This window comes from Pseudomonas sp. RA_15y_Pfl2_54 (genome assembly GCF_963971015.1).
Lineage (GTDB): Bacteria > Pseudomonadota > Gammaproteobacteria > Pseudomonadales > Pseudomonadaceae > Aquipseudomonas > Aquipseudomonas baetica_A.
Genome location: NZ_CAXAPN010000023.1, coordinates 68009 through 90001, shown reverse-complemented (window position 1 = coordinate 90001; position 21993 = coordinate 68009). Strand labels below are relative to the sequence as shown.

Annotated in this window: 19 protein-coding genes and 1 tRNA gene; 12 read left to right on the top strand and 8 right to left on the bottom strand. The window is 57.9% G+C overall.

The annotated features are described in order from the left end of the window. Nucleotides 1-9: 9 nt before the first annotated feature. Nucleotides 10-1245, top strand: coding sequence for a saccharopine dehydrogenase family protein (locus tag AACY50_RS17825; RefSeq protein ID WP_339464184.1), 1236 nt, complete (start codon nucleotides 10-12; stop codon nucleotides 1243-1245). An 89-nt stretch (nucleotides 1246-1334) separates the two neighbouring features. On the opposite strand, the gene AACY50_RS17820 is transcribed toward AACY50_RS17825, so the two are convergent. From AACY50_RS17820 to AACY50_RS17790, 7 genes are all read right to left on the bottom strand, one after another. Then, nucleotides 1335-1967 (bottom strand): hypothetical protein, encoded by a 633-nt coding sequence (locus AACY50_RS17820; RefSeq protein ID WP_445261492.1) that lies wholly within the window; start codon nucleotides 1965-1967, stop codon nucleotides 1335-1337. Beyond that, a complete protein-coding gene (locus tag AACY50_RS17815; RefSeq protein ID WP_339464186.1) occupies nucleotides 1967-2665 on the bottom strand; it encodes a hypothetical protein in 699 nt (232 codons plus the stop codon). The genes AACY50_RS17820 and AACY50_RS17815 overlap by 1 nt, the downstream gene beginning before the upstream one ends. Before the next feature lie 53 nt (nucleotides 2666-2718). Then, a complete protein-coding gene (pstB, locus tag AACY50_RS17810; RefSeq protein ID WP_017847588.1) occupies nucleotides 2719-3480 on the bottom strand; it encodes a phosphate ABC transporter ATP-binding protein PstB in 762 nt (253 codons plus the stop codon). Nucleotides 3481-3556: 76 nt separating this feature from the next. Next, nucleotides 3557-4450, bottom strand: coding sequence for a phosphate ABC transporter permease PstA (gene pstA, locus AACY50_RS17805; RefSeq protein ID WP_339464187.1), 894 nt, complete (start codon nucleotides 4448-4450; stop codon nucleotides 3557-3559). Beyond that, a complete protein-coding gene (pstC, locus tag AACY50_RS17800; RefSeq protein WP_339464188.1) occupies nucleotides 4450-5415 on the bottom strand; it encodes a phosphate ABC transporter permease subunit PstC in 966 nt (321 codons plus the stop codon). The genes pstA and pstC overlap by 1 nt, the downstream gene beginning before the upstream one ends. Before the next feature lie 75 nt (nucleotides 5416-5490). Then, nucleotides 5491-6522 carry a phosphate ABC transporter substrate-binding protein PstS gene (gene pstS, locus AACY50_RS17795; protein WP_339464189.1) on the bottom strand — a complete coding sequence of 344 codons (1032 nt, stop codon included), beginning with the start codon at nucleotides 6520-6522 and terminating at the stop codon, nucleotides 5491-5493. Between the two features lie 198 nt (nucleotides 6523-6720). Next, a complete protein-coding gene (locus tag AACY50_RS17790) occupies nucleotides 6721-7329 on the bottom strand; it encodes a dTMP kinase (protein WP_339464190.1) in 609 nt (202 codons plus the stop codon). A 212-nt stretch (nucleotides 7330-7541) separates the two neighbouring features. On the opposite strand from AACY50_RS17790, the gene AACY50_RS17785 reads away from it, so the two are divergent. The 11 genes from AACY50_RS17785 (at nucleotide 7542) to AACY50_RS17735 (ending at nucleotide 21820) form a co-directional block, all read left to right on the top strand. After that, on the top strand, nucleotides 7542-9344 hold the full coding sequence (locus AACY50_RS17785; protein WP_339464191.1) for a sensor domain-containing phosphodiesterase: 1803 nt from the start codon (nucleotides 7542-7544) through the stop codon (nucleotides 9342-9344). Nucleotides 9345-9486: 142 nt separating this feature from the next. Continuing rightward, on the top strand, nucleotides 9487-11892 hold the full coding sequence (locus AACY50_RS17780) for a glucose/quinate/shikimate family membrane-bound PQQ-dependent dehydrogenase (RefSeq protein WP_339538923.1): 2406 nt from the start codon (nucleotides 9487-9489) through the stop codon (nucleotides 11890-11892). A 369-nt stretch (nucleotides 11893-12261) separates the two neighbouring features. Beyond that, nucleotides 12262-12942 carry a response regulator transcription factor gene (locus AACY50_RS17775; RefSeq protein WP_339494302.1) on the top strand — a complete coding sequence of 227 codons (681 nt, stop codon included), beginning with the start codon at nucleotides 12262-12264 and terminating at the stop codon, nucleotides 12940-12942. Then, on the top strand, nucleotides 12920-14305 hold the full coding sequence (locus AACY50_RS17770) for a sensor histidine kinase (RefSeq protein ID WP_339464194.1): 1386 nt from the start codon (nucleotides 12920-12922) through the stop codon (nucleotides 14303-14305). Before AACY50_RS17775 ends, AACY50_RS17770 begins: the two co-directional genes overlap by 23 nt. Before the next feature lie 217 nt (nucleotides 14306-14522). Next, on the top strand, nucleotides 14523-15629 hold the full coding sequence (locus tag AACY50_RS17765; RefSeq protein ID WP_339508191.1) for a D-alanyl-D-alanine carboxypeptidase family protein: 1107 nt from the start codon (nucleotides 14523-14525) through the stop codon (nucleotides 15627-15629). A gap of 178 nt (nucleotides 15630-15807) precedes the next feature. Further along, a complete protein-coding gene (locus AACY50_RS17760; RefSeq protein ID WP_339508193.1) occupies nucleotides 15808-17511 on the top strand; it encodes an amidase in 1704 nt (567 codons plus the stop codon). A gap of 138 nt (nucleotides 17512-17649) precedes the next feature. Continuing rightward, on the top strand, nucleotides 17650-18942 hold the full coding sequence (locus AACY50_RS17755; RefSeq protein ID WP_339464197.1) for an OprD family porin: 1293 nt from the start codon (nucleotides 17650-17652) through the stop codon (nucleotides 18940-18942). Between the two features lie 288 nt (nucleotides 18943-19230). Next, nucleotides 19231-19884: a hypothetical protein gene (locus tag AACY50_RS17750; RefSeq protein WP_339464198.1), complete on the top strand. Its 654-nt coding sequence runs from the start codon at nucleotides 19231-19233 to the stop codon at nucleotides 19882-19884. Next, complete coding sequence (locus AACY50_RS17745) at nucleotides 19881-20402, top strand: hypothetical protein (RefSeq protein ID WP_339464199.1); 522 nt, start codon at nucleotides 19881-19883, stop codon at nucleotides 20400-20402. The genes AACY50_RS17750 and AACY50_RS17745 overlap by 4 nt, the downstream gene beginning before the upstream one ends. Then, nucleotides 20399-20920, top strand: coding sequence for a hypothetical protein (locus AACY50_RS17740; RefSeq protein WP_339464201.1), 522 nt, complete (start codon nucleotides 20399-20401; stop codon nucleotides 20918-20920). Before AACY50_RS17745 ends, AACY50_RS17740 begins: the two co-directional genes overlap by 4 nt. 540 nt (nucleotides 20921-21460) lie before the next feature. After that, nucleotides 21461-21820, top strand: a complete 360-nt coding sequence (locus AACY50_RS17735) for a DUF6124 family protein (protein WP_008083868.1) — start codon at nucleotides 21461-21463, stop codon at nucleotides 21818-21820. Nucleotides 21821-21893: 73 nt separating this feature from the next. Here AACY50_RS17735 and AACY50_RS17730 read toward each other — a convergent pair. After that, nucleotides 21894-21989: transfer RNA gene (locus AACY50_RS17730), tRNA-Sec, on the bottom strand. Between the last annotated feature and the right edge of the window lie 4 nt (nucleotides 21990-21993).

The window sequence follows — 21993 nt, the reverse complement described above, 5'->3', positions numbered from 1 at the left end:
AGAAAGCAATTGAAAAAGAACGTTCTTATCATTGGTGCAGGAGGTGTCGCTAAGGTGGTGGCCCACAAGTGCGCGCAGCACAACGACGAACTCGGTCGTATTGCTATCGCGTCGCGCAACATCTCCAAGTGCCAGGCCATCATCGACAGCGTCAAGGCCAAGGGTAGCCTCAAGGTACCCGCCGACATCTGCGCCTTTTCGCTCAATGCACTGGATGTTGAAGCAACCAAGGCGCTGATCCTGAAAACCGAATCACAGATCGTGATCAACGTCGGTTCCGCGTTCCTTAACATGTCGGTGCTGCGTGCCTGCATCGATACCGGAGTGGCCTACCTGGACACCGCCATTCACGAAGAGCCGGGCAAGGTCTGCGAGACCCCGCCGTGGTACGGCAACTACGAGTGGAACCACCTGGATGAGTGCAAACAGAAGAACATCACAGCCATCCTCGGCGTGGGCTTCGACCCAGGTGTCGTCAACGCTTATGCAGCGCTGGCGCAACAACAGTATTTCGACAGCATTGATTCGATCGACATTCTCGACGTCAACGCTGGCTCCCATGGCAAATATTTCGCCACCAATTTCGACCCGGAGATCAACTTCCGTGAGTTCACCGGACAGGTGTGGAGCTGGCAGAACAGCCAGTGGACCAGCAACACCATGTTCGAAGTCAAGCGTACCGACGACCTGCCGGTAGTCGGCTCGCAGAATCTGTATCTGACCGGCCACGATGAAGTGCACTCGTTGTCCAAGAATCTCGACGTGCCCAATGTGCGTTTCTGGATGAGCTTCGGCGAACACTACATCAATGTGTTTACGGTACTGAAAAACCTCGGCCTGCTCTCCGAGCAACCGGTCATGACCGCCGAAGGCCTGGAAGTTGTGCCGCTCAAAGTGGTGAAGGCCGTGCTGCCTGATCCGAGCTCGCTGGCGCCCGGCTACACCGGCAAGACCTGCATCGGCGATCTGGTCAAGGGCACCAAGGATGGTCAACCGCGCGAGGTTTTTATCTACAACGTGGCCGACCACGAGGAAGCCTACGCCGAAACCGATAGCCAGGGCATTTCCTATACCGCTGGCGTACCACCGGTAGCCGCAGCGTTGCTGGTCGCCCGTGGCGAGTGGGATGTGCAGCGAATGGCCAACGTCGAGGAACTGCCGGCCGAGCCGTTCCTCAAGGCGCTGGATGTGATGGGCCTGCCGACCCGCATCAAGGACGAGAACGGAGACCGTCCCTGGATCTGAAGCGACTGAGGCTCACAACATATAGCTGAGCTTCATTGCCTGCTCCAAAAACGCCGCTCACTGAGCGGCGTTTTTGTATGTATTAAAAATCAGGAGGGTACGGCTTCTGGGCGTTGTGGCGCTGCGGTGTTGCTCCTGAGCTGCTGCCAAGCGAGCTGCGCCTGGACTTGGGCGACGGCATCCAGAACTCTCTGCGCCCAGCGCTCATCCTCCGGATGCACGACAACCACGCGAAAGCCATGATCATGCCCTTCCGTGCGCACGCCCTCGGAGTCATCGACATGCAAGTCGATATCGAAGGCCGGCGGAAATTTCGACGGGCCTTTTGACAGCCCGTTGTTCATCAGCGCACGGTTATGCAACACACTGTTGACCACCCCGTCGACACGGATGCCATATAGCAACAACCAACGCCTGATGTAGGACGGTGTCCGGCCGGACGACGTATAGACCCAGATACTGCAGCCTTGGCGACGCAACTCTCGGGTCAGAGCGCGGGTTCCGATGCGCAACGGTTCTCCCAGCCAACGATGAACACAGGCCGGCAACCAGCTCTGCTCGACTGCGCAGTGGTGGAGTTGGCAGGCCAGCGTGTCATCGATATCGAACGAAACCCGGATGCGCTGACGTCTGGATACGTGCATCGCGATAGCACACCGCAACGCTTGCCATACTCGGCTACCGGAGGCTCGATACTTGGCGGGTATTGGATACCAGTTCATCAATTTCCCCCCTGGAAGACGTGCAAGGCCCTGTCGTTGAGAAAAAAACTCATCGATTCAGGCGCCTGATTTTCCAGGAAGGCTGCATATTTTTTTTTGATCTTGGGCAATTCGTACAACGCCTTGACTCCATGCTTTGCAGAGTTGCGTATGACCGAGGATGGGTTGAAGTAGCCCTCGGCGTTTTCCAGCGTCAGCACGAACGGAGGCAAACCGGCGCGCATGAGCAAATAGCTCACCAGGAGCGACCCCGTGCGGTTATTGCCTTCAATAAACAACTGCGGCTTGCTGAGGATTCGCACATAGACACCGGCCGCACGCTTCCAGACTGATTCGCTGCGATACGCGCAGTACCAATTGAACAGGTCCTTTATTCCTCCCTCAACGTTGTTGAAGAAGTGTTCCTCGGTGGCGGCCAGATGTTGAGCATACTCCTGCCGACGCACCGGGTCTGTGCCACAGAGCACGGTGGCATTGATCTCCAGCATCAGGTTCAGTTGCTGAAGGTCGAACAGGTCGACGCCGCTGGCGACATAGCTGTCAATCAACGCATAACCTTCAAGCACATTGTGCAGCACTTCGTCAGTCAAGGGATCGCGCTGCTCGGTAAAGTGCCTGCTGAGCTCGCAGAAGCGACCCTGCACCTCTCGCAGGGCGCGTTCAATGGCAGACAAATCCAGACGACGCGTTACAGACATTGGCAATCCTGAGAAACGGTGGATAAGAAGGTAAACAACCGGACGTTGGTTGTTTAGCTGAACTTGCCGCTGATGTAATCCCCTGTCATTTGTTCGCGCGGGTTATCGAAAATCTGCGCCGTTGGGCCCATCTCAACCAGATAGCCGGTGCGCGTGCCCTGGGAAATATCAACCGAGAAAAAGGCCGTCGTATCAGCAACACGGATGGCCTGCTGCATATTGTGGGTGACCAGAGCGATGGTGTAATCCTTCTTCAACTCAACCATCAGCTCCTCGACCCGTCGGGTAGCGATCGGGTCAAGTGCAGAACAGGGCTCGTCCAGCAACAGGACTTCCGGTTCGGTCGCGATGGCGCGAGCGATGCAAAGCCGTTGCTGCTGGCCTCCGGAGAGTGACAGGCCGCTGACCTTGAGCTTGTCCTTGACTTCATCCCACAACGCCGCGCCCTGCAAGGCGTGCTTGACGCGGTCACCCAGGTCGCCCTTGTAGCGGTTGAGGCGCAGGCCAAACGCAACGTTGTCGAAAATGCTCATCGAGAACGGATTCGGTTGTTGAAACACCATCCCGATGTAACGCCGCACGACCACCGGATCAACGCCCTTGCCATAAACGTCTTGCCCAAGGAAATGCACGTGCCCTTCAAACCTAAAGCCTTTGACCAGATCGTTCATCCGGTTGAGGCTGCGCAGCACCGTGCTTTTGCCGCAACCAGACGGACCGATGAAGCCGGTGATTTTGTTTTTTTCGATGGGGACATGGCTGTCACGTACCGCCATGAAGTTGCCGTAGAAAATCTTGTCGAGCTTGCAGTCCATGACCACAGGCGTCTGGGTGACAAAAGGAGCGGCTATTGGCGCAGTTGATACGTTCAAAATTCAGATGCTCCCGTTTTCAATACTTGGGCTTGCCGAAAATGCGGCTCAGAATGTTCACGACCAGCACGATCATCACCAGCACCAGCGAAGCTGCCCAGGCGAGTTCGAGTTGGTTGTCGAATGGCATGCCGGAGAAGTTGTAAATCAGCACGGCGAGCGATGCTGTCGGGTTCATGACCGCCAGGCTGCCGTCGTGGAAGATCCAGTAGTTGCTGAACAACGCGGTAAACAACAACGGCGCGGTTTCGCCCGCCGCACGAGCCACGGCCAGCATGACGCCCGTCAGGATCGCCGGCATACCGGTAGGCAATACGATTTTCCAGATGACCTGCGAGCGGGTGCAGCCCATGCCGTAGGCGGCATCCTTCATGATCTTGGGCACCATCTTCATCGACTCTTCAGCCGTGAGTACGACGATGGGCAACATCAGTACCGCCAGCGCCACGCCGCCCGCCGGTGCCGAGTAAGTACCGGTGGTCATCACCACCAGCGCGTAGGCAAACACCCCGGCCAGAATCGATGGCAGGCCCGTGAGCATCTTGGCGGCAAAGCGCGAGGCGTTTGCCAGCTTGCTGTCCGGCCCCAGTTCAGCCAGAAAGATAGCCGCCATGATGCCGACCGGAACCGCGATTGCCGCGGCGATACCGACCATGACGAAGGTGCCTGCCATCGCGTTGCCGAAGCCTCCGCCGGTCTCGAACCCGGTTGGCGGCAGTTCGGTGAAAACCTCCAGGCTCAGGCGTGCCCCTCCCCGCGTGATCAGCATGTAGAGCACGGAAATCAGCGGCACGCTGGCCAGTAGAGCGCCAGCCCAGACCAGTGTCGTCAGCACCAGGCTGCGCAGGGCACGGCCTTCGAACCGGCGCTGCAGGCTCGGCATCGCGGTGATAGGAGATGTGAGATCAGTCATTATTTGGTACCCCGCTGGGCGTAGACCATGATCATCGATCCGATAATGTTCACCAGTAGCGTGATGAACATCAGCACCAGTGCGGCGTACATCAACACTTCGATCTCGTTCGGCCCGGCTTCGGGGAAATTCAGCGCCAGCAAGGCCGCCAGCGTATTGGCTGGTGCAAACAGAGAAAGCGAAATGTTGTTAGCGTTGCCCACCAGCATGGCCAGCGCCATGGTTTCACCCAGTGCGCGGCCCAGGCCGAGAACCAGCGAGCCGAAAATACCAGTGGCCGCGGAGGGCACCATCACCTTGAGAATCGCTTCCCAATGGGTGGTCCCCATGCCGTAGGCGGCCTGCTTGGTTTTCATCGGGACACCGGTGAGGGCGTCCTGCGAAACGGCGGCTATGGTCGGCAGAATCATGATGGCCAGTACCAGCGCCGCAGGAAGCAGTCCAGGCCCGCTCAAGGACGTGCCAAAAAAAGGTATCCAGCCCAGCTCGCTGTTCAGCCACGCCGTGAGCGGACGAATCGCCGGGATTACCACGTAAATGCCCCAGAGGCCATAAACGACGCTGGGGATGGCTGCCAGTAATTCGACGATGGTGCGAAACACGGCTGCCAGCTTCGCCGGCAGGAAATCCTGGGTCAGGAAAATCGCCATGCTCACGCCGAAAAACCCTGCGATCAGCAACGCGATCAGGGCGCTGTACAGCGTGCCCCAAATGGCCGGCAGAATGCCGTATTTACCTTGGTTAACGTCCCAGACGGATCCCAAAAGCACATCCAGACCGTGCTTTTCCATGCCAGGAATGGCCTTGCGTCCCACTTCAAATATGAGCGCAAAGACCAACGCCAGAATCAGAACCACCCCTATTCGCGCTAGCGCACGGAAGATGCGATCAACCAGGAAGTCCTTTGCAGAGGGCGGCTGGCAGGCGGAAGCCGGGTTAACCGGTACGACAAAAGGTGTGTTCATTGGCGAGTTCCGGATCAGAGGGGGGAACTCCCCCGGCATGGCTCACCGCGCATACCGAGAGAGGCCTCGCGAGCGTTACTGAATATTGGCGGAGGCTTTGCGAACCTGATCGACGATCGATGGCGGCAAGGGGATGTAGCCCATCGAGTCGGCGATTTTCTGCCCTTCGGTCAGGCTGTATTCGACCATTTCACGCATGGCCTTGGCTTTGGCCGGGCTCTCGTTGTGCTTGCGGAAGATCATCCAGGTGTAGGAGGTGATCGGGTACGACTTGGCGCCGTCCGGATCCGGCAGCCAGGCCACCAGGCTTTCGGGCATTTTCACCGCTGCCAGGGCCTCGGCACCGCTTTGAGCGTTAGGTACAACGTAATTGCCGGCCTTGTTCTGCAGTTGGGCAAAGTTGACCTTGGCCAGCTTGGCGAAACCGTACTCGATGTAGCCGATAGCGCCCGGAGTCTGGCGCACGGTAGCCGTCACACCATCGTTCTTCGGCGATTTGATGAATTTGTCACTGGCCGGCCAGTTGACGGTGTTGCCTTCACCCAAGTCCTTGTGAAACTGCGGGTTGATCGCCGACAAGTGCTTGGTGAATACCGCTGTGGTACCGCTGGAGTCTGCACGCACGACAACGGTGATCGGCATATCAGGCAGTTTCACGCCCGGGTTTGCTGCGACGATCTGCGGGTCGTTCCACTGGGTGATTTTGCCCAGGAAAATGTTGGAGTAAACGTCGCGTGGCAATTTGAGCTCTTTAGGGTTGCCCGGCAGGTTAAATGCCAACACGATTTCACCCGCGGTCATCGGCAGCAACTGCGCACCTTCGGCGACCTTGGCGATGTCTTCGTCTTTCATCGCCGAGTCACTGGCGGCGAAATCAACGGTTTTATTCAGGAAGTCCTGCACACCCGCCCCGCTGCCCTTGGATTGGTAATCCACAGTGACACCTTCGGTTTTTTTGCTGAAATCCTTGAACCAGGTGAGGTAGATCGGTGCCGGGAAGCTGGCTCCCGAGCCCGTGAGTCGGACGCTTTCCGCTGCGAAGGACATTGAGGTCGCCAAAAGAGATGCGGTAACGGCAAGCGCAGCAGACTTCATCAAACGTATCATCGAGGAAACTCCTTATAAGGGTTCCCGAACACTGCAGCATTTTCGTGAAGCTTTGATGAACGTTGGATTGCAGGATCTCGTCTCGACTTGAAGTGGTCTATGAAAACGGCCACCTGCTTAAGCGAGCATATTCGCCAGATCGAGCTGTCGGATGCCCCGGCAACGTCGTCCGTTTTCTTTTGGAATATCCAAAAATCATCAAAGAACTCTGTAAATCTCAGAAACCACCTGCATCGTTGCGTCTTCGATCGTTCCTTCGTTACGGCATAGCACCCAGCCGTTTTCTGCAATCGCTTGCTCGAATGCCTTGGTACAAGCGATCTGTTCTTCCAGCGTATGGATCACCGTACTGCTCAGTCCACGCCGTCGTGTCGCAGCCCTCGCCCATGAAATCTCAGGGGCGGTGACAACCCCGACATGCACGTCTGGCACTCGCACGGCTCGATCAATGTTCAACTGTAGAATCTCTGCAAACGGGACTATCCGCCGAAACGCGGCCTCAGACGGGTACCAGCGATCGATCAGGATGATGCTGTCCGGGGGGTGTTTATCCAGCACGTTTCGGGAAATCCAGTGACGGCTATCGGCAAAGCGCTCACAGACCCTCAATTCCAGATCCCGGGAGGGATGCCGGACGAACTGGTTAACGAGAGCCATTGTTTCACCCCTGTAGGGATCGCTTTTTTTCTCGCAGAGCCGGATCACCTTTTTATTGTCAGCCCTCAGTGCTTTTGTAACGGCTTCCAACAGCGTGGTTTTGCCGGTCCCCTTGGGCCCGTCCAGAGAAACAAACAGCGGACGATTCATTCTTCACATAACGATTGATGTACGGTTTTTTTGCCCGACCGTTCGCGGAAACCGCTTGGCGCGACGACACGAATCGAGCGAGGGGTCTTATGAGCAGACATTGGCGGACACTCTATTCTGTTGGGGAGGGCTGGTGAATTGGAGAAATAACATCATAATGATGGCCATGCCTGATACTTTGTCGAAAGAACTCAGCCACTGCGAGGGATATCATGGGCGAAGGCGCTCCCATTCCGCCGAATGAAATTGAACGGCTAAAAGAGGTCGAAAAACTGTGTCCAACCGACTGCGAAGACGACGATGTCTTCGACAAGATCGTCGCGATGACCTCTGCGTACTACAACGCACCAATAGCACTGATTTCAATCGTCGATAAACACCAGCAGTGGTTCAAGGCACGCGTGGGGCTTGAAGAGACTCAGACACCCAGAGAGGCTTCCTTTTGCGCCTACTCTACGCTGGACAACACCCGGCTGGAGGTGTTGGACGCAACACTTGATACCCGTTTCAAGAACAATCCGTTGGTCACGGGGCATCCGCATATTCGTTATTACGCGGGTGCGCCACTCATTACGGAGGATGGTTTTACACTGGGAAGTCTTTGCATCATTGATACCGTTGCACGCTCTCCCATGAGTGATCGTGACGTGACGATGCTCAATGCCTTCGCTGAATTGGTCATGATGCGCATACGTGGTGTGCGATCTCGCAACTTCGTGGATCAACCCACCGGCCTGTTCAATCGAGTGAGGTTTGAGGAAGATATACGTCAAGCGATAAAGATCAAAGACGCCTGCCAGATCTATGCGATTGACGTCATTTCGCCAAAGTTCCTCAACGATATAGTGAAAGCACTGGGTTATAGTTTTTCAGGAGACCTGATCCTGGCTATCAAGTCCCGACTACAGAAACTGTTACCTCAAGACTGCTTGCTTTATAAAATCAGCCCGACGCGCTTTGGCTTCATTCTCAAGGGTGATCAAACGGCTGAGCCTATTTGCGAAAGCATCCTGCATAACTTCAAAAAACCGGTTGAATGCCACGCCATCCCCATTTTGATGCAGGTGGGGATAGGTGTGCTGCCTGTTCTAGAATCGGAAGATCCCCAGCAGGACTGGCTGCGCCTGGTCGTCAGCGCTGCAGATGAAGCCCGTGACCGCCAGTTGGGATGGTCTCTTTATGAGCCGCAATTTGATGCAGCGCAACAACGCGCCTTCAGGTTACTCAGTTCGTTACCTGAAGCGGTCAACGCGGACAAACAGTTCAGCCTCGTGTATCAGCCCAAAATAAATCTATCGTCAGGAAACTGTGATTCAGTCGAAGCATTGCTCCGTTGGACTCATCCGACGCTCGGGAACATCAGCCCTGCTGAATTCATACCCTTGGCTGAGAAGACTGCACTAATACCCTCCATAGGAATATGGGTGCTCAACGCGATTGTGCAACAAGCCGTTGTTTGGAAAGCACAAGGTTTGAGCCTGCGGATAGCGATGAATATAACCGTCAGCGATCTGGAAAGCGCAGAGTTCGTGGACGCGATGATTCATGAAGTTCAACAGCACGATTTGGCCCCTGCCAGCATTGAACTTGAGTTCACCGAAAGTATGCTGATGACAAACCCTGAAGAAGTCATACGGCAACTGGAGCGTGTTCGTCAATTTGGCGTAGAAGTGGCCGTTGACGACTTTGGCTCCGGATACAGTAACTGGGCGTACTTGAAGGAACTTCCAGCCAACACCATCAAACTTGATCAATCGCTGATCAGCGGGCTGGGCAGCAATCAAAATGATAAGAAACTCGTCAAAACCCTCATAGGATTGGCGAAGGGACTTGGCTACCGGGTGGTTGCGGAAGGTGTAGAAAACGGAGAAATCCTCGACCTTTTAATGCAGTGGGGATGTTCGGATGCACAAGGCTACTTCATAGCCAAACCTATGAGTGCGAAGGCTTTGGAAGCCTGGATAGGACAAGGAGGCTATGGAGCAGGTACCCGTCCGGCAATCGACGAACGGTGATTGGCGTCCTGAGGGCACGCACGTCCCCCCTTCCCTAGAGCGGTTGATTGCTCTGCGTACGGCGCTTCACTTCGAAATTATGTTTTAACCAGATAGTTACCTATCTATATACTGCCCGCCTCATTTCGACGGGACATTCAACGTGAAGCAGAGTCAACGCCTCTCGGGCGTATCAACATTCATTCTGGTCGGGCTGGGCGTGATCATTGCCCTCCTCGGTCTGGCACTCGCTGTTGGCGGCGTGAAATTGGTCAGTCTGGGAGGTTCCTTGTACTTCCTGGTGGGTGGGCTGGTGATGGCGGCCTCCGGTCTGCTGATTGCTCGCTTCAAACCGGCCGGTGCCTGGTTGTTCGCAGCGTTTCTGGTGGGGACAGCGATCTGGGCAGTAAACGATGCCGGCCTGGTGTTCTGGCCAGTGTTCTCGCGCCTGTTCATGTTCAGCGCAGTGGGACTGGTCGTCACGCTGGTCTATCCATTATTGAAACGTGCCAACGGCGGCGCTCCGGGGCGCGGTGCTTATGCCGTTGCCGGGGTACTGGCGGTCGGTCTGGCCCTGGCCGCCGGCAACATGTTCGTCGCGCACCCGACGGTTGCAGCTACGGGCACCGGCCCGGGCCTCACGCCGGTAGATCCGCAAAAAGCCCAGAAAGACTGGGCTCACTACGGCAATACCGAGGGCGGCAGCCGCTTTGCTGCACTGGATCAGATCAACCGCCACAACGTCGACAAGTTGCAAGTGGCGTGGACCTATCACACCGCAGACGTCGCCGAGAGCGACGGTAACGGCGCCGAAGACCAGCTCACTCCACTGCAAATCGGCAACAAGGTGTTTATCTGCACCCCGCACAACAATCTGATTGCGCTGGATGCCGACACCGGCAAGGAACTCTGGAAAAACGCCATCAACGCCCAGTCAAAAGTCTGGCAACGTTGCCGTGGCATGGCCTATTTCGACGCGACTGCAGCAGTTGCCGAGTCGGGTAGTTCACCCGTTGCCGTAGGCCAGCCAGCGCCAGTTGCCAACTGCCAGCGCCGTTTGCTGACCAACACCATCGACGCTCGCCTGATCGCCGTGGATGCCGACACCGGCGAGTTCTGCCAGGGTTTTGGCAACAATGGTCAAGTGGATCTCAAGGCCGGTCTGGGCGATGTCCCGGACAGCTACTATCAGTTGTCCTCCGCACCGTTAATGGCAGGCACTACCGTGGTGGTTGGCGGTCGCGTGGCTGACAACGTGCAAGCCGACATGCCGGGCGGTGTGATCCGTGGTTTTGATGTGATCACCGGCGCCATGCGTTGGGCTTTCGACCCGGGCAACCCGCAGGATAAAAAGGCGCCGGCAGACGGCAACACCTATGTACGCAGCACGCCGAACAGCTGGGCGCCAATGTCTTACGACGCGGCCACCAACACGGTCTTCCTGCCCATGGGCAGTTCCTCCACCGACATCTATGGTGTCGAGCGCAGCAAGCTGGATCACACCTACGGTGCTTCGATCCTGGCCCTGGACGCCAACAATGGCGAGGAAAAGTGGGTCTTCCAGACGGTCCACAACGACCTCTGGGATTTCGATTTGCCGATGCAGCCGAGCCTGATCGACTTCACCAAGGACGGCAAAACCGTACCGGCGCTGGTCATCGGTACCAAGGCCGGGCAGATCTACGTGCTGGATCGTGCCACTGGCAAGCCGCTGACCAACGTTGAGGAAGTGCCGGTCAAGGCAGCGAACATCCCTAACGAGCCTTACTCGCCTACCCAGCCAAAATCGGTCGGCATGCCGCAGATTGGTGCCCAGCACCTGACCGAGTCGGACATGTGGGGGGCCACGCCTTACGACCAACTGTTGTGTCGTATCGATTTCAAATCGATGCGTTACGACGGTTTGTACACCGCGCCAGGCACCGACAAATCCCTGAGCTTCCCGGGCTCGCTGGGTGGCATGAACTGGGGCAGCATCTCCACTGACCCGGTGCATGGTTTCATCTTTGTGAACGATATGCGCCTGGGTCTGTGGATTCAGATGATCCCTTCGCAGAACAAGGGGCAGGCCACTTCCGGTGGCGAAGCGCTGAACACTGGCATGGGCGCCGTACCGCTCAAGGGCACGCCTTACGCGGTGAACAAGAACCGCTTCCTGTCGGTCGCCGGCATTCCTTGCCAGGCGCCGCCGTTCGGTACGCTGACAGCCATCGACATGAAGACCCAAACAATCGCCTGGCAAGTACCCGTGGGTACCGTTGAAGACACCGGACCTTTGGGTATTCGCATGCACTTGCCAATCAAGGTCGGTCTGCCGACGCTCGGCGGCACCCTGTCGACTCAAGGAGGCTTGATCTTTATTGCTGGCACTCAGGACTTCTACCTGCGTGCCTTCAACAGCGGCAACGGTGAGGAAATCTGGAAATCCCGCCTGCCGGTCGGCAGCCAGGGCGGCCCGATGACTTATGTGTCGCCAAAAACCGGCAAACAGTACATCGTCATCACCGCAGGTGGCGCTCGTCAGTCGACCGATCGTGGCGACTACGTAATGGCTTACGCGTTGCCGTAAGGCACTGCACTCACCCGCGCTCTTGCAGAGCCGGGCTGACTGTCATGCGCGGTGCCCAAGGGCACCGTGCTGCATTTGTATATTGATCCAGGCTACAGCAGGAAAATCCAGTGATTGCGGGCTGCTCGTTTCACTTGTTGCGATCTGATCAAAGGCCACATCCGTCTGGCCAATTGACCTACCCTCCCCCGTAAAGCTGACACAGGCCGTGCACTTGAACTTAAATGGGCACCCGCACGGCAGACGACGGCGTTAAGGTGGGTTAAATAATTTTGATGTTCGGCTTGATCGCAGATCACCAGGGTATGCCTGCACTGGGTGTCGACGTTACGTCGCAATGGCCGAAAACAGATTCCAATGGAGGAAAACATGAGTTGCGCGTTGGTCATAGAGGACGACAAGGTGACGGCACAAGTCATCATCGCTGAACTCGAACGTCACGGGTTCAGTTCAAAATGGGCCGCTACCGGACGGGACGGACTGGCCTCGGCGATTGCCGGTGGTTTTGACGCCATTACCCTGGATCGCATGCTTCCCGACTTCGATGGACTGACGATTGTCAGCACATTGCGCAGCCTTGGGATTCAGACGCCGGTGCTGATGATCAGTGCACTGTCCGACGTCGATGAGCGCGTTCAGGGGCTGCGAGCGGGCGGCGACGATTATCTGACCAAACCCTTTTCCGCTACCGAGATGGTTGCGCGACTTGACGCATTGCTTCGGCGCACCCATGCCGACGCCAGCCATCCGCAACTCAGTTGCGGGAACCTGCGACTGGACCTGGTCGAGCACAAGCTGACTCGAAATGGCGAACCCATCGGGCTGCTGCCCACCGAGTTCAAACTGCTCAACTACCTGATGCGCAGCGCCGGCCAGTTGGTCACCCGCACGATGTTGTTCGAAGAGGTCTGGGGGTATCGATTCGACCCTGGCACCAACATTATCGATGTCCACATTGGTCGGCTGCGCAAAAAGCTTGAAGGCGATGAAGGGACGCCCGTCATTCATACGATACGCGGTGCGGGTTATGTCCTTGCTGCCAAAAACTGAGCAATGGCGCTCCTCAGGTAGTCGTTTGATCGGGTTCTATGCCCTGTTTTTCGTGGCCTGGGGTGCGCTCTTTACCGGCGTGTTGTACTGGGAAATCTCCCACTACCTGGGAACCGTTGCAGAGCGAACATTACTGCAGCGCGCCCACTACTATCAAAAGATCGATGACGAAAAACTGGTGAATGAACTGGCGGCCAGTGAAGCCTTTTCAACCCCCGGAATCGATGCCTACGGGTTGTTCACCGCCGAGGGGCAGCACGTTGCCGGAGACCTGCTCAAACTGCGCTCCAGCCTGCCCGATGATGGCAAGGTTCATTATCTGGAACGTGGGCTGAGCATTGCGCTACCCAATAAAGAAACCCGCAGCAGTTATGCCTTGTTAGCACGACGCCCCGACGGGCACATGCTTATCCTGGCGCGTGACGGTGGTTCGATTTCTGCCGTGGGCGGGATTATCGAACAGGCCTTGATGTGGGGTTTTTCGTTGACGCTGATTCCCGGATTAATCGGCTGGCGCCTATTGCGGCGCCGGCCGTTGCGGCGTGTCAAACGTCTTCAGTTGTGTACGGAAAGTATCGTCTCAGGCAACCTGGCTGAGCGCCTCCCCCTCTCCGCTCGCCGTGATGAACTGGACATGCTGGCCAATGCCGTCAATACAATGCTCGACCATATCGAGCAATTGATGCACGAAGTCAAAAGTGTCTGCGACGGGGTTGCCCATGATTTGCGCACACCACTGACACGTCTGCGCGCCAGGCTTTATCAGCTCCAGCAACTGCCACTCGACCTTGATCACCAGCAGACATTGAACCAGGCCCTTGAAGAAAGTGAATCGATCATGGTGCGCTTTCAGGGCTTGCTTCGGGTCGCCGAACTCGACGATATCCGCCGACGCTCGGCATTTGCGCCGTTTCCGATCATGGCGCTGTTGCAACAGGCACATGAGTTTTATGAGCCTATGGCGCTGGACCGTTCGCAGACACTGTCCCTGCAAATCACCAGTGACTTGCCCAAATTGGTTGGGGACTCATCGCTGCTGTTTGAGGCGCTGGTCAACTTGCTGGATAACGCGATCAAGTTTACGCCGCAGGGCGGGCATATCACGTTGCGCGGCAGCATCGAGGATTCAACGGTTGTCATTGAAGTCGCCGACGATGGGGCCGGGATACCCGAGGCGGACCGCTCGCACGTCATTCGCAGGCTCTATCGAGGGGAGGCAAGCAGAATGCAGCCCGGACATGGCCTGGGCTTATCGTTGGTCGCGGCCATCGTCAAATTGCACGGCTATTCGCTGGATATTCAGCCTGCCGCGACGGGACGTGGCACCCGCGTGCTGATTCATTGCCCGATGGCCCCTGCCTGAATGTCGGGCTATTCGTACCGGAACATTAAATTAAACTTAACCCGGCTTAATTTGAGCGCCCCATGCCCGGGGGCTAGCGTGGCGCTACTTTCTGCTGCCCCAAGGCTACTTGCTTGTGAAATGCCTGTTGTTCCGATGTGTATTCACCCTGCTCTGCGCAACATCGCTTGTTGTGTTGGCCCACCCTGCTCTGGCTGACAACAACACCCGAGGCGCCATGATCCCTGCCGCACCGAAGCTCGGTGCCAAAGCCTGGATACTCATCGACGGCGCCACCGGTGCCGTTATCACCAGTCACAACAGCGATATGCGCCTGCCGCCGGCCAGCCTGACCAAAATGATGACGGCATTTGTCACCACGCGTGAAATCAAGGCCGGGCGTATCAAAGCGGATGGCATGGTCACTGTCAGCGAAAATGCCTGGCGTACCGGCGGTTCGCGCATGTTTCTTGACCCAGGCAGTTCCGTTTCGGTTCACGACTTGCTCAGCGGCGTGATCATCGACTCGGGTAATGACGCCAGCGTGGCGCTCGCCGAACATGTCGCCGGAAGCGAAGGCGTTTTCGTCGGCATGATGAACTCGACAGCTACGGCCTTGGGGATGCGCAACACACACTTCATGAACTCCACCGGCCTGCCTCAGCCAGACCATTACTCATCGGCCCGGGACATGGCGCTATTGGCGCGGGCGATCATCAACGAAGGCGCTGATACCTATGCGCTGTACGCCAGAAAACACTTCACCTGGAATGGCATACGGCAAGCCAACCGCAACCTTCTATTGTGGCGAGACGACAGCTTCGACGGACTGAAGACTGGCCATACCGAAGCGGCTGGCTATTGCATGGTAGCGTCGTCGCGTCGAGACGGGCGGCGTTTGATCAGTGTGATCTTTGGTGCAACCAGCACGCAAAAGCGCACCGCAGAAACTGAAAAACTCATGGGCTACGCCTTTCGTTTCTATGACACCCAAACCTACAAAAAAGCCGGGGAAGTACTCAAAACGGCTGCGCTCTGGAAAGGCGAGAAACGATCGATCGCTCTGGGCTTACTCGACGACATGACCCTCACCCTGCCCAAGAACAGACATCGAAAAATAGAGACACGCATCGAGATTGACGGGCCGCTGCAAGCGCCTATCGCCATGGGCACCGTCGTCGGGAAACTGGAGCTGTACGATGCCGGGCAACTGCTGGGGAGTCGTCCGTTGATCGCACTTGAGGACGCTGAGGCAGGCAGTTGGTGGAAACGCTGGTGGGATACGACGCACCTGTTCTTTACCCAGATGATTCGTGGCTGGTTCGATGACACTCAAACGGCCTGAGGGGCGCGGATTCCAGCGGACCGTACGGCCCGTGACGTGGGTGTTCTGTCGTTTGGATGAAGGATTGGTGTTAAATAGGCGCCAGCCTTAACCTTGTCGCGTAAAGCCGTGCAGCGAGAACCGATATGAATGCCCCTTCCAAGATAAATGACGCTCAACTGCAAATGGCGGTGACCGCATGATCGAAGTCACCGAAGTTTCCATTGCCCAACTGCGTGCTGCGCTGGAATCCGGCCAGACCACATCGGTTGAACTGGTGCAGGCCTATCTCGCCCGCATCGATGCCTACGACGGCGCCGACACCCCGACAGCGCTGAACGCCGTTGTCGTGCGCAATCGCGAAGCCCTCAACGAAGCACTGGCCAGCGACGCCCGCCGCGCCAAGGGCGAAACGCTGAGCCCGCTCGACGGTATTCCTTACACCGCCAAGGACAGTTATCTGGTCAAAGGCCTGACTGCAGCGTCCGGCAGCCCGGCGTTTGCCGATCTGGTCGCTTATCGCGATGCGTTCACCATTGAGCGCCTGCGCGGTGCCGGAGCGATTTGCCTGGGCAAGACCAACATGCCGCCGATGGCCAATGGCGGGATGCAACGGGGTGTCTACGGCCGTGCCGAAAGCCCTTATAACGCTGACTACCTGACTGCGCCGTTCGCCTCGGGTTCGTCCAATGGTGCCGGCACCGCCACGGCCGCGAGTTTCGCCGCGTTCGGTCTGGCCGAAGAAACCTGGTCGAGCGGTCGCGGCCCAGCGTCGAACAATGGCTTGTGTGCCTATACCCCGTCGCGCGGGGTGATCTCGGTGCGCGGTAACTGGCCGTTGACCCCGACCATGGACGTGGTCGTGCCGTACGCCCGCACCATGGCTGATCTGCTGGAAGTGCTCGACATCATCGTCGCCGAAGACCCCGACACCCGAGGCGACCTGTGGCGCCTGCAACCGTGGGTGCCGATCCCGAGCGTCAGTTCCGTGCGCCCCGTCGCTTACGCCGAACTGGCTGCCGACAGCGCCGCGCTGGCCGGCAAGCGTTTCGCCGTGCCGCGCATGTTCATCAACGCCGACCCTGATGCAGGCACCAGCGAAGCGCCGGGCATCGGTGGCCCGACCGGCCAGCGCATCAACACCCGTGCTTCGGTGATCGAGCTGTGGAAACAGGCGCGGCAGGCCCTCGAAGCGGCCGGTGCCGAAGTCATCGAAACCGATTTCCCGCTGGTCTCCAACTGTGAAGGTGACCGTCCCGGTGCGCCGACCGTGTTCACCCGTGGTCTGGTGTCGAAAGAGTTTCTTCATCATGAATTGTGGGATCTGAGCGCCTGGGCGTTCGACGATTTTCTGCAAGCCAACGGCGACCCTAAACTCAATCGTCTGGTCGACGTCGACGGGCCGAAGATCTTCCCGCACGACCCGGGCACCCTGCCCAACCGTGAGGGCGACCTGGCCGCAGGCATGGACGAATACGTGCGCATGGCCGAACGCGGCATCACGCCGTGGAACGAAATCCCGACCGTGCCCGATGGCCTGCGCGGCCTCGAACAGACCCGGCGCATCGACCTTGAAGACTGGATGGATAAACTGGGCCTCGACGCCGTGCTGTTTCCGACCGTTGCTGACGTCGGTCCGGCGGACTCGGACATCAATCCAGAATCGGCCGACATCGCCTGGAGCAATGGCGTCTGGGTCGCCAATGGCAACCTCGCGATCCGTCACCTGGGCGTGCCGACGGTCACCGTGCCCATGGGCGTGATGGCGGATATCGGCATGCCGGTCGGCCTGACCTTCGCCGGCCGTGCCTACGACGATTCGAGCCTGCTGCGTCTGGCGGCGGCGTTTGAGTCGACAGGCAGCAAAAGGATGATCCCGCCACGCACGCCACCGTTGTCGTAAGGTGATCGGCCCTGTGGGAGCGGGGTTGCTCGCTCCCACAGGGCCGTGTGGTGCCCTCAACTGAGCACATAAGCTCAATCCCCTCGCCCGTATTCCCTCGATCATCACGGCCACATTCCTGTTTGCTGGCTACTCATCATGATCGACTGCGCCCTCTCGCGTATCACCCTGCTCGCCTTGCTCTGTGGCCTGAACACAGCCCACGCCAGCGGTTTTTTTGACGATTCAAAGTCCGAAGTACTCAGTCGCAACTTCTACCTGAGCAATGACTATCGCTCGCCCTCGCCCTCCGAAAAGAACTATAAACAGGAATGGGCTCAAGGGTTTATCGGCACTTTCTCATCCGGCTTCACGGCCGGAACCGTCGGGTTTGGTATCGATGCGCATGCCTTTACCGGCCTGAAACTGGACGGCGGCAAGGGCCATTCCGGCACCGGGTTGTTGCCGGTCGACAGCGACGGCCGCAGCGAGAGCAACTATTCCAGCGCCGGCGGCGCCCTCAAGTTGAAGGCATCGCGCACCACCCTGGCGTTCGGCGAAATGACCGTGGAAACCCCAGTGTTCGACACCTCCGACAAACGTCTGCAACCGGAGTACGCCACGGGTTTTCTGCTCAACAGCCGGGAAATCGACAACGTTAACGTCCAGGCGGGGCATTTCACGGCGTTCAAGAATCAGGACAGTTCTTCCGGCAAAGGCGATTTTTACGGCTACGGCGCCAACACCGAGGCTGGCGGGATCAGCTTTCTCGGCGCCGACCTGTTCAACGACCGTCCTATCGGAGGCGCCCTGTACGCCTCTGAACTGACAGACACCTGGCATCAGTACTATGCCAACCTGCACTTCAAGCAATCAGGCGTGCTGCTCGACGCCAACCTCTACCACACCCGCGACACAGGCCAGGCGCTGGCCGGGTCAATCGACAACACCGCGTTCAGCCTCTCCGGCAAATACGCCTTCGGCGCGCACGCGGTGATGCTCGGCTGGCAAAAGATCAATGGCGACACACCGTTCGATTTCGTCGGCGGTGACTCGATCTACCTCGCCAACTCGATCAAATACGCCGATTTCAACGGCGCCAACGAACGCTCCTGGCAGGCGCGCTACGACCTGGACCTCGGCACCTTCGGGATTCCAGGCCTGAAGTTCATGACCCGCTACGTCAGCGGTAGCCACATTGACGGCACCCACGCGCCCAAGGGCGGCGCCTACAACCCGTTTGATCCTGACAGCGGCAGTTATCAGCCTCAGCAAGGCGATGGTGGCAAGCACTGGGAGCGCGATATCGATTTGAAGTACGTCGTGCAATCGGGCGCGGCGAAGGATTTGTCGGTGCAGGTATCGCATGTTTCACACCGGGCCAATGATGCCCAGGCCGGCGATGACATCGACCGGATCTACGTGGTGATCCAGTACCCACTGGGTTTCTAACCCACCGCCCATCCCGATTTGAAACGCTATCCCCTGTAGGAGTGAGCCTGCTCGCGATAGCGTCTTTTCAGCAACATTCATGCTGACTGATACACCGCAATCGCGAGCAGGCTCATTCCTACAAGTCGGAGTTTCAGCCAAACATCCGTATACGCAACACACCTCTCACGGCTAGCCAAATGCCATCACCTCCCTTATCCTGCGCACCCGCAAAAAACGCCAAGCCAGGAAGGCATTGATTGACCTCCTGTTTGCCGTCAATCAACACACGCAGATTCAGGGATGTACATGTTCCAGTTATTCAAACTCGGCGCGGCCATTGTGCTCGCGGCGACACTCAGCGGCTGCATTACCGAAAGCGCCTCGTGGGTCAGCGAACCCTTGCAACCCAAAGCCAACGAGCCGGTCAGCTACCTCGTCGGCTCAATCGGGCCGCAGTCAGTCAAATTCCCTGCCGCTGACAACCAGCGCATTTTTTTCCGCAAGCGCGGTTCTGAATATGGCGCCGCCGGTGTCTGGAAACTGGCCGGTGCCTACTCGACGCCTCAGGACATTCAGGACGGTGTCGGCGCAGCGAGTGTATTCGTGCTGCCCCTGAAACCGGGCGACTATGAGTTCTATGACTTCCAGTTCTTTTCCGCCCGCTACCAGCCTGGCCTCGGCACGGTTTTCACCTCGGCCGAGGCACGAGAGAAATTCAACCTGCCGATGCGCCTTGAGCCCGGCAAGGCCTATTACATCGGTGAATTCCGCTCGTTCTGCCTGACTGCCGGTTTGTGCGCGTTCCGCTGGAGCGACCAGAACGCCCGTGACGCCGTGGTCGCTCAGCGCATGACCCCGGGGCTGCCAACCCTGCAACCGCTGAAACTCGATCTGAAACGCGCCGAACCCTACATCTTTACCGGCCCCACTCCGGGTGTGGCCGTGGACGTCAAGCCATGAAAAAAATCATCGCCCTCACCACCGCCGCTCTGTTGACCGGCTGCACAGCAACCAACACCTTGCCTGAGCGCACCCTCGCCGACGGTCAAGATTATCTGGCACCGATCCACGTCATGGTCGATGACCCGATGAACTCCTCGACCCTGCGCAACCATCTGCGCCAGACCGGAGTGTTCCGCGAGATCCAGACCGGCACCGCCAAAGGTGACGAGTACAGCGTCCAGATCAAACTGAACATGCAACGCGAGTTTCCGCCGTTTCCGCTGGTGTTGCTCAGTTGCGCCACGTTGTTCACGCTGCCCTTATCCAAGGAATACAACACCGAGGCGCAGTTCTCCGTGTATCAAGGCGACAAGCGTCTGAAGCAATACAGCTACCGCAACACCACGCAGAAATACACTTGGCTGCTGGATCAGGGTGGTGAACTGGAAGGCCAGAACCTGAGCCGCATCGCCCGCGCGTTTGCCCAGGACGTCCAGCGTGATCGCCTGATCCCCGCTGACGGGGCTGCGCAATGATCCTCAATGTCATCAAGCCTACCGCCCTGCTCTTCGCCCTGCTGACGCTGGGGGGTTGCGCCAATACCCTGCAACCGCTCGACTACAAGACCAGCCAGGCCTACGTCCCGGTCACACTCGGGCTCGGACCGGCCTACAGCCGGATCGATGAACAACACCAACGCGAAACCATCAGTGCCCTGAAAAACACCGGTGCGTTTTCCATGCTCGACGGTGGCTACAGCCGCAACGGCTACAGCCTGCTGATCACCGAACCCCACGATGGCAAGGTCAACTGGCTGGCATTGATGAACGTCTTCACCCTGTTCACCTTTCCCATGCCTTACCACTACCAGGACAACTTGCGCGGCTCCGTCTTCAAGGACGGCGAACTGCTCAAGACCTACAACTACTCGCGCGAAGGCTGGAGCGTGATCACGTGGTACGTGCCGATTCCAGCGTTTGAAAACAAGCGGCAGATGCTTGATCAGTTGCTGGTGGAAATGGACAAGGACAAGGTGATTCCGTATCAGCCGTGAGGGGATGAATGCGGATTCAACTGGAACAACGCCCCCCCCTTTGGGAGCAAGCCTGCTCGCGAAAGTGCTGGGCTAGCCACTGAGATGTCGGCTGTTGAATCGCCTTCGCGAGCAGGCTCGCTGTCACAGCGCTATCAGGGATAGACCATTCCCCCACATCTTCGCCCGACTTTTCGCCTTTTAAACTGGAGTGTTTAAAAGAAACCTCAAGACACGTCTCCGAGGCTACAAATTCTTGCGCCATTGCCTACAGCTACGCCAGAATCCGCCGGCTTGTGCGTCTTGGGGTCGGGTTCTATTGTGGTGCGGTCGCTGACGAATCAGCGATCGGGTTTAGCGATCCGATACCTTACAGACGCTCAATCCCCAGTCTCAATTGCAGCATTGTCTATCTGCACTTGGCGTCATGGTGGCTGTGCGTGGGAGACCTTCGGGTCTACCCGGGGTTTCTGTGACCCGGATCGCTAACCCGCGTACAGCCGCCACCTTTACTTGTTTAGCGATGAGCCGTGGCGGCTAAATCAACCACGGAGTTTCGCCATGATCAAACCAACACCCAACCCACCCGAAACCGATCTCGCCTCCCCCTACGAATCCCTCGATTCCAAAAAACTCAACGACGCCGCCGAACGCGCCCTCGATCATTACCTCTGCCCACCCGGCTCGACCCCACCGCCGCGCAAAACCCGCCGGATGTACGCCGTTACCGCAGACTTCAAAAACGAGGAACTGCTGGCCGATGCCAGCGAAACCCTCGCCTCCGCCAGAACCATCGCCCATGACTTCGCCCACCTCATACCCGCGTCGCAGCGCAGGACACTGTTGGGGATCGCGCAATTGATCATGCTCGGGGAGCTGGCGGTGAATCGGGTGATGGATAATCTGGAATTGCCGCAGTAGCAGGGAACGATCAAAAACGGCTTTCGCGCGCAGGCTCGCTCCCACTCTGGACTGCGGATGTCCTGAGCAAAACTGGCGGAAGGCAGCCGGAGTCGAACCTGCCCGGGAACGGATGCCGTCCCCAACCGGGTTTGAAGCCCGGCCGCGCCACCGGGCGCGATTGCCTTCCTTTA

Coding starts and splice junctions, on each gene's coding strand:
- pstS (WP_339464189.1), bottom strand. CDS start 6,522: ATGATACGTTTGATGAAGTCTGCTGCGCTTGCCGTTACCGCATCTCTT.
- pstC (WP_339464188.1), bottom strand. CDS start 5,415: ATGAACACACCTTTTGTCGTACCGGTTAACCCGGCTTCCGCCTGCCAG.
- AACY50_RS17770 (WP_339464194.1), top strand. CDS start 12,920: ATGTCCTTGCTGCCAAAAACTGAGCAATGGCGCTCCTCAGGTAGTCGT.
- AACY50_RS17815 (WP_339464186.1), bottom strand. CDS start 2,665: ATGTCTGTAACGCGTCGTCTGGATTTGTCTGCCATTGAACGCGCCCTG.
- AACY50_RS17750 (WP_339464198.1), top strand. CDS start 19,231: ATGTTCCAGTTATTCAAACTCGGCGCGGCCATTGTGCTCGCGGCGACA.
- AACY50_RS17820 (WP_445261492.1), bottom strand. CDS start 1,967: ATGAACTGGTATCCAATACCCGCCAAGTATCGAGCCTCCGGTAGCCGA.
- AACY50_RS17760 (WP_339508193.1), top strand. CDS start 15,808: ATGATCGAAGTCACCGAAGTTTCCATTGCCCAACTGCGTGCTGCGCTG.
- AACY50_RS17790 (WP_339464190.1), bottom strand. CDS start 7,329: ATGAATCGTCCGCTGTTTGTTTCTCTGGACGGGCCCAAGGGGACCGGC.
- AACY50_RS17755 (WP_339464197.1), top strand. CDS start 17,650: ATGATCGACTGCGCCCTCTCGCGTATCACCCTGCTCGCCTTGCTCTGT.
- pstA (WP_339464187.1), bottom strand. CDS start 4,450: ATGACTGATCTCACATCTCCTATCACCGCGATGCCGAGCCTGCAGCGC.
- AACY50_RS17740 (WP_339464201.1), top strand. CDS start 20,399: ATGATCCTCAATGTCATCAAGCCTACCGCCCTGCTCTTCGCCCTGCTG.
- AACY50_RS17765 (WP_339508191.1), top strand. CDS start 14,523: ATGATCCCTGCCGCACCGAAGCTCGGTGCCAAAGCCTGGATACTCATC.
- AACY50_RS17745 (WP_339464199.1), top strand. CDS start 19,881: ATGAAAAAAATCATCGCCCTCACCACCGCCGCTCTGTTGACCGGCTGC.
- pstB (WP_017847588.1), bottom strand. CDS start 3,480: ATGGACTGCAAGCTCGACAAGATTTTCTACGGCAACTTCATGGCGGTA.
- AACY50_RS17775 (WP_339494302.1), top strand. CDS start 12,262: ATGAGTTGCGCGTTGGTCATAGAGGACGACAAGGTGACGGCACAAGTC.
- AACY50_RS17785 (WP_339464191.1), top strand. CDS start 7,542: ATGGGCGAAGGCGCTCCCATTCCGCCGAATGAAATTGAACGGCTAAAA.
- AACY50_RS17735 (WP_008083868.1), top strand. CDS start 21,461: ATGATCAAACCAACACCCAACCCACCCGAAACCGATCTCGCCTCCCCC.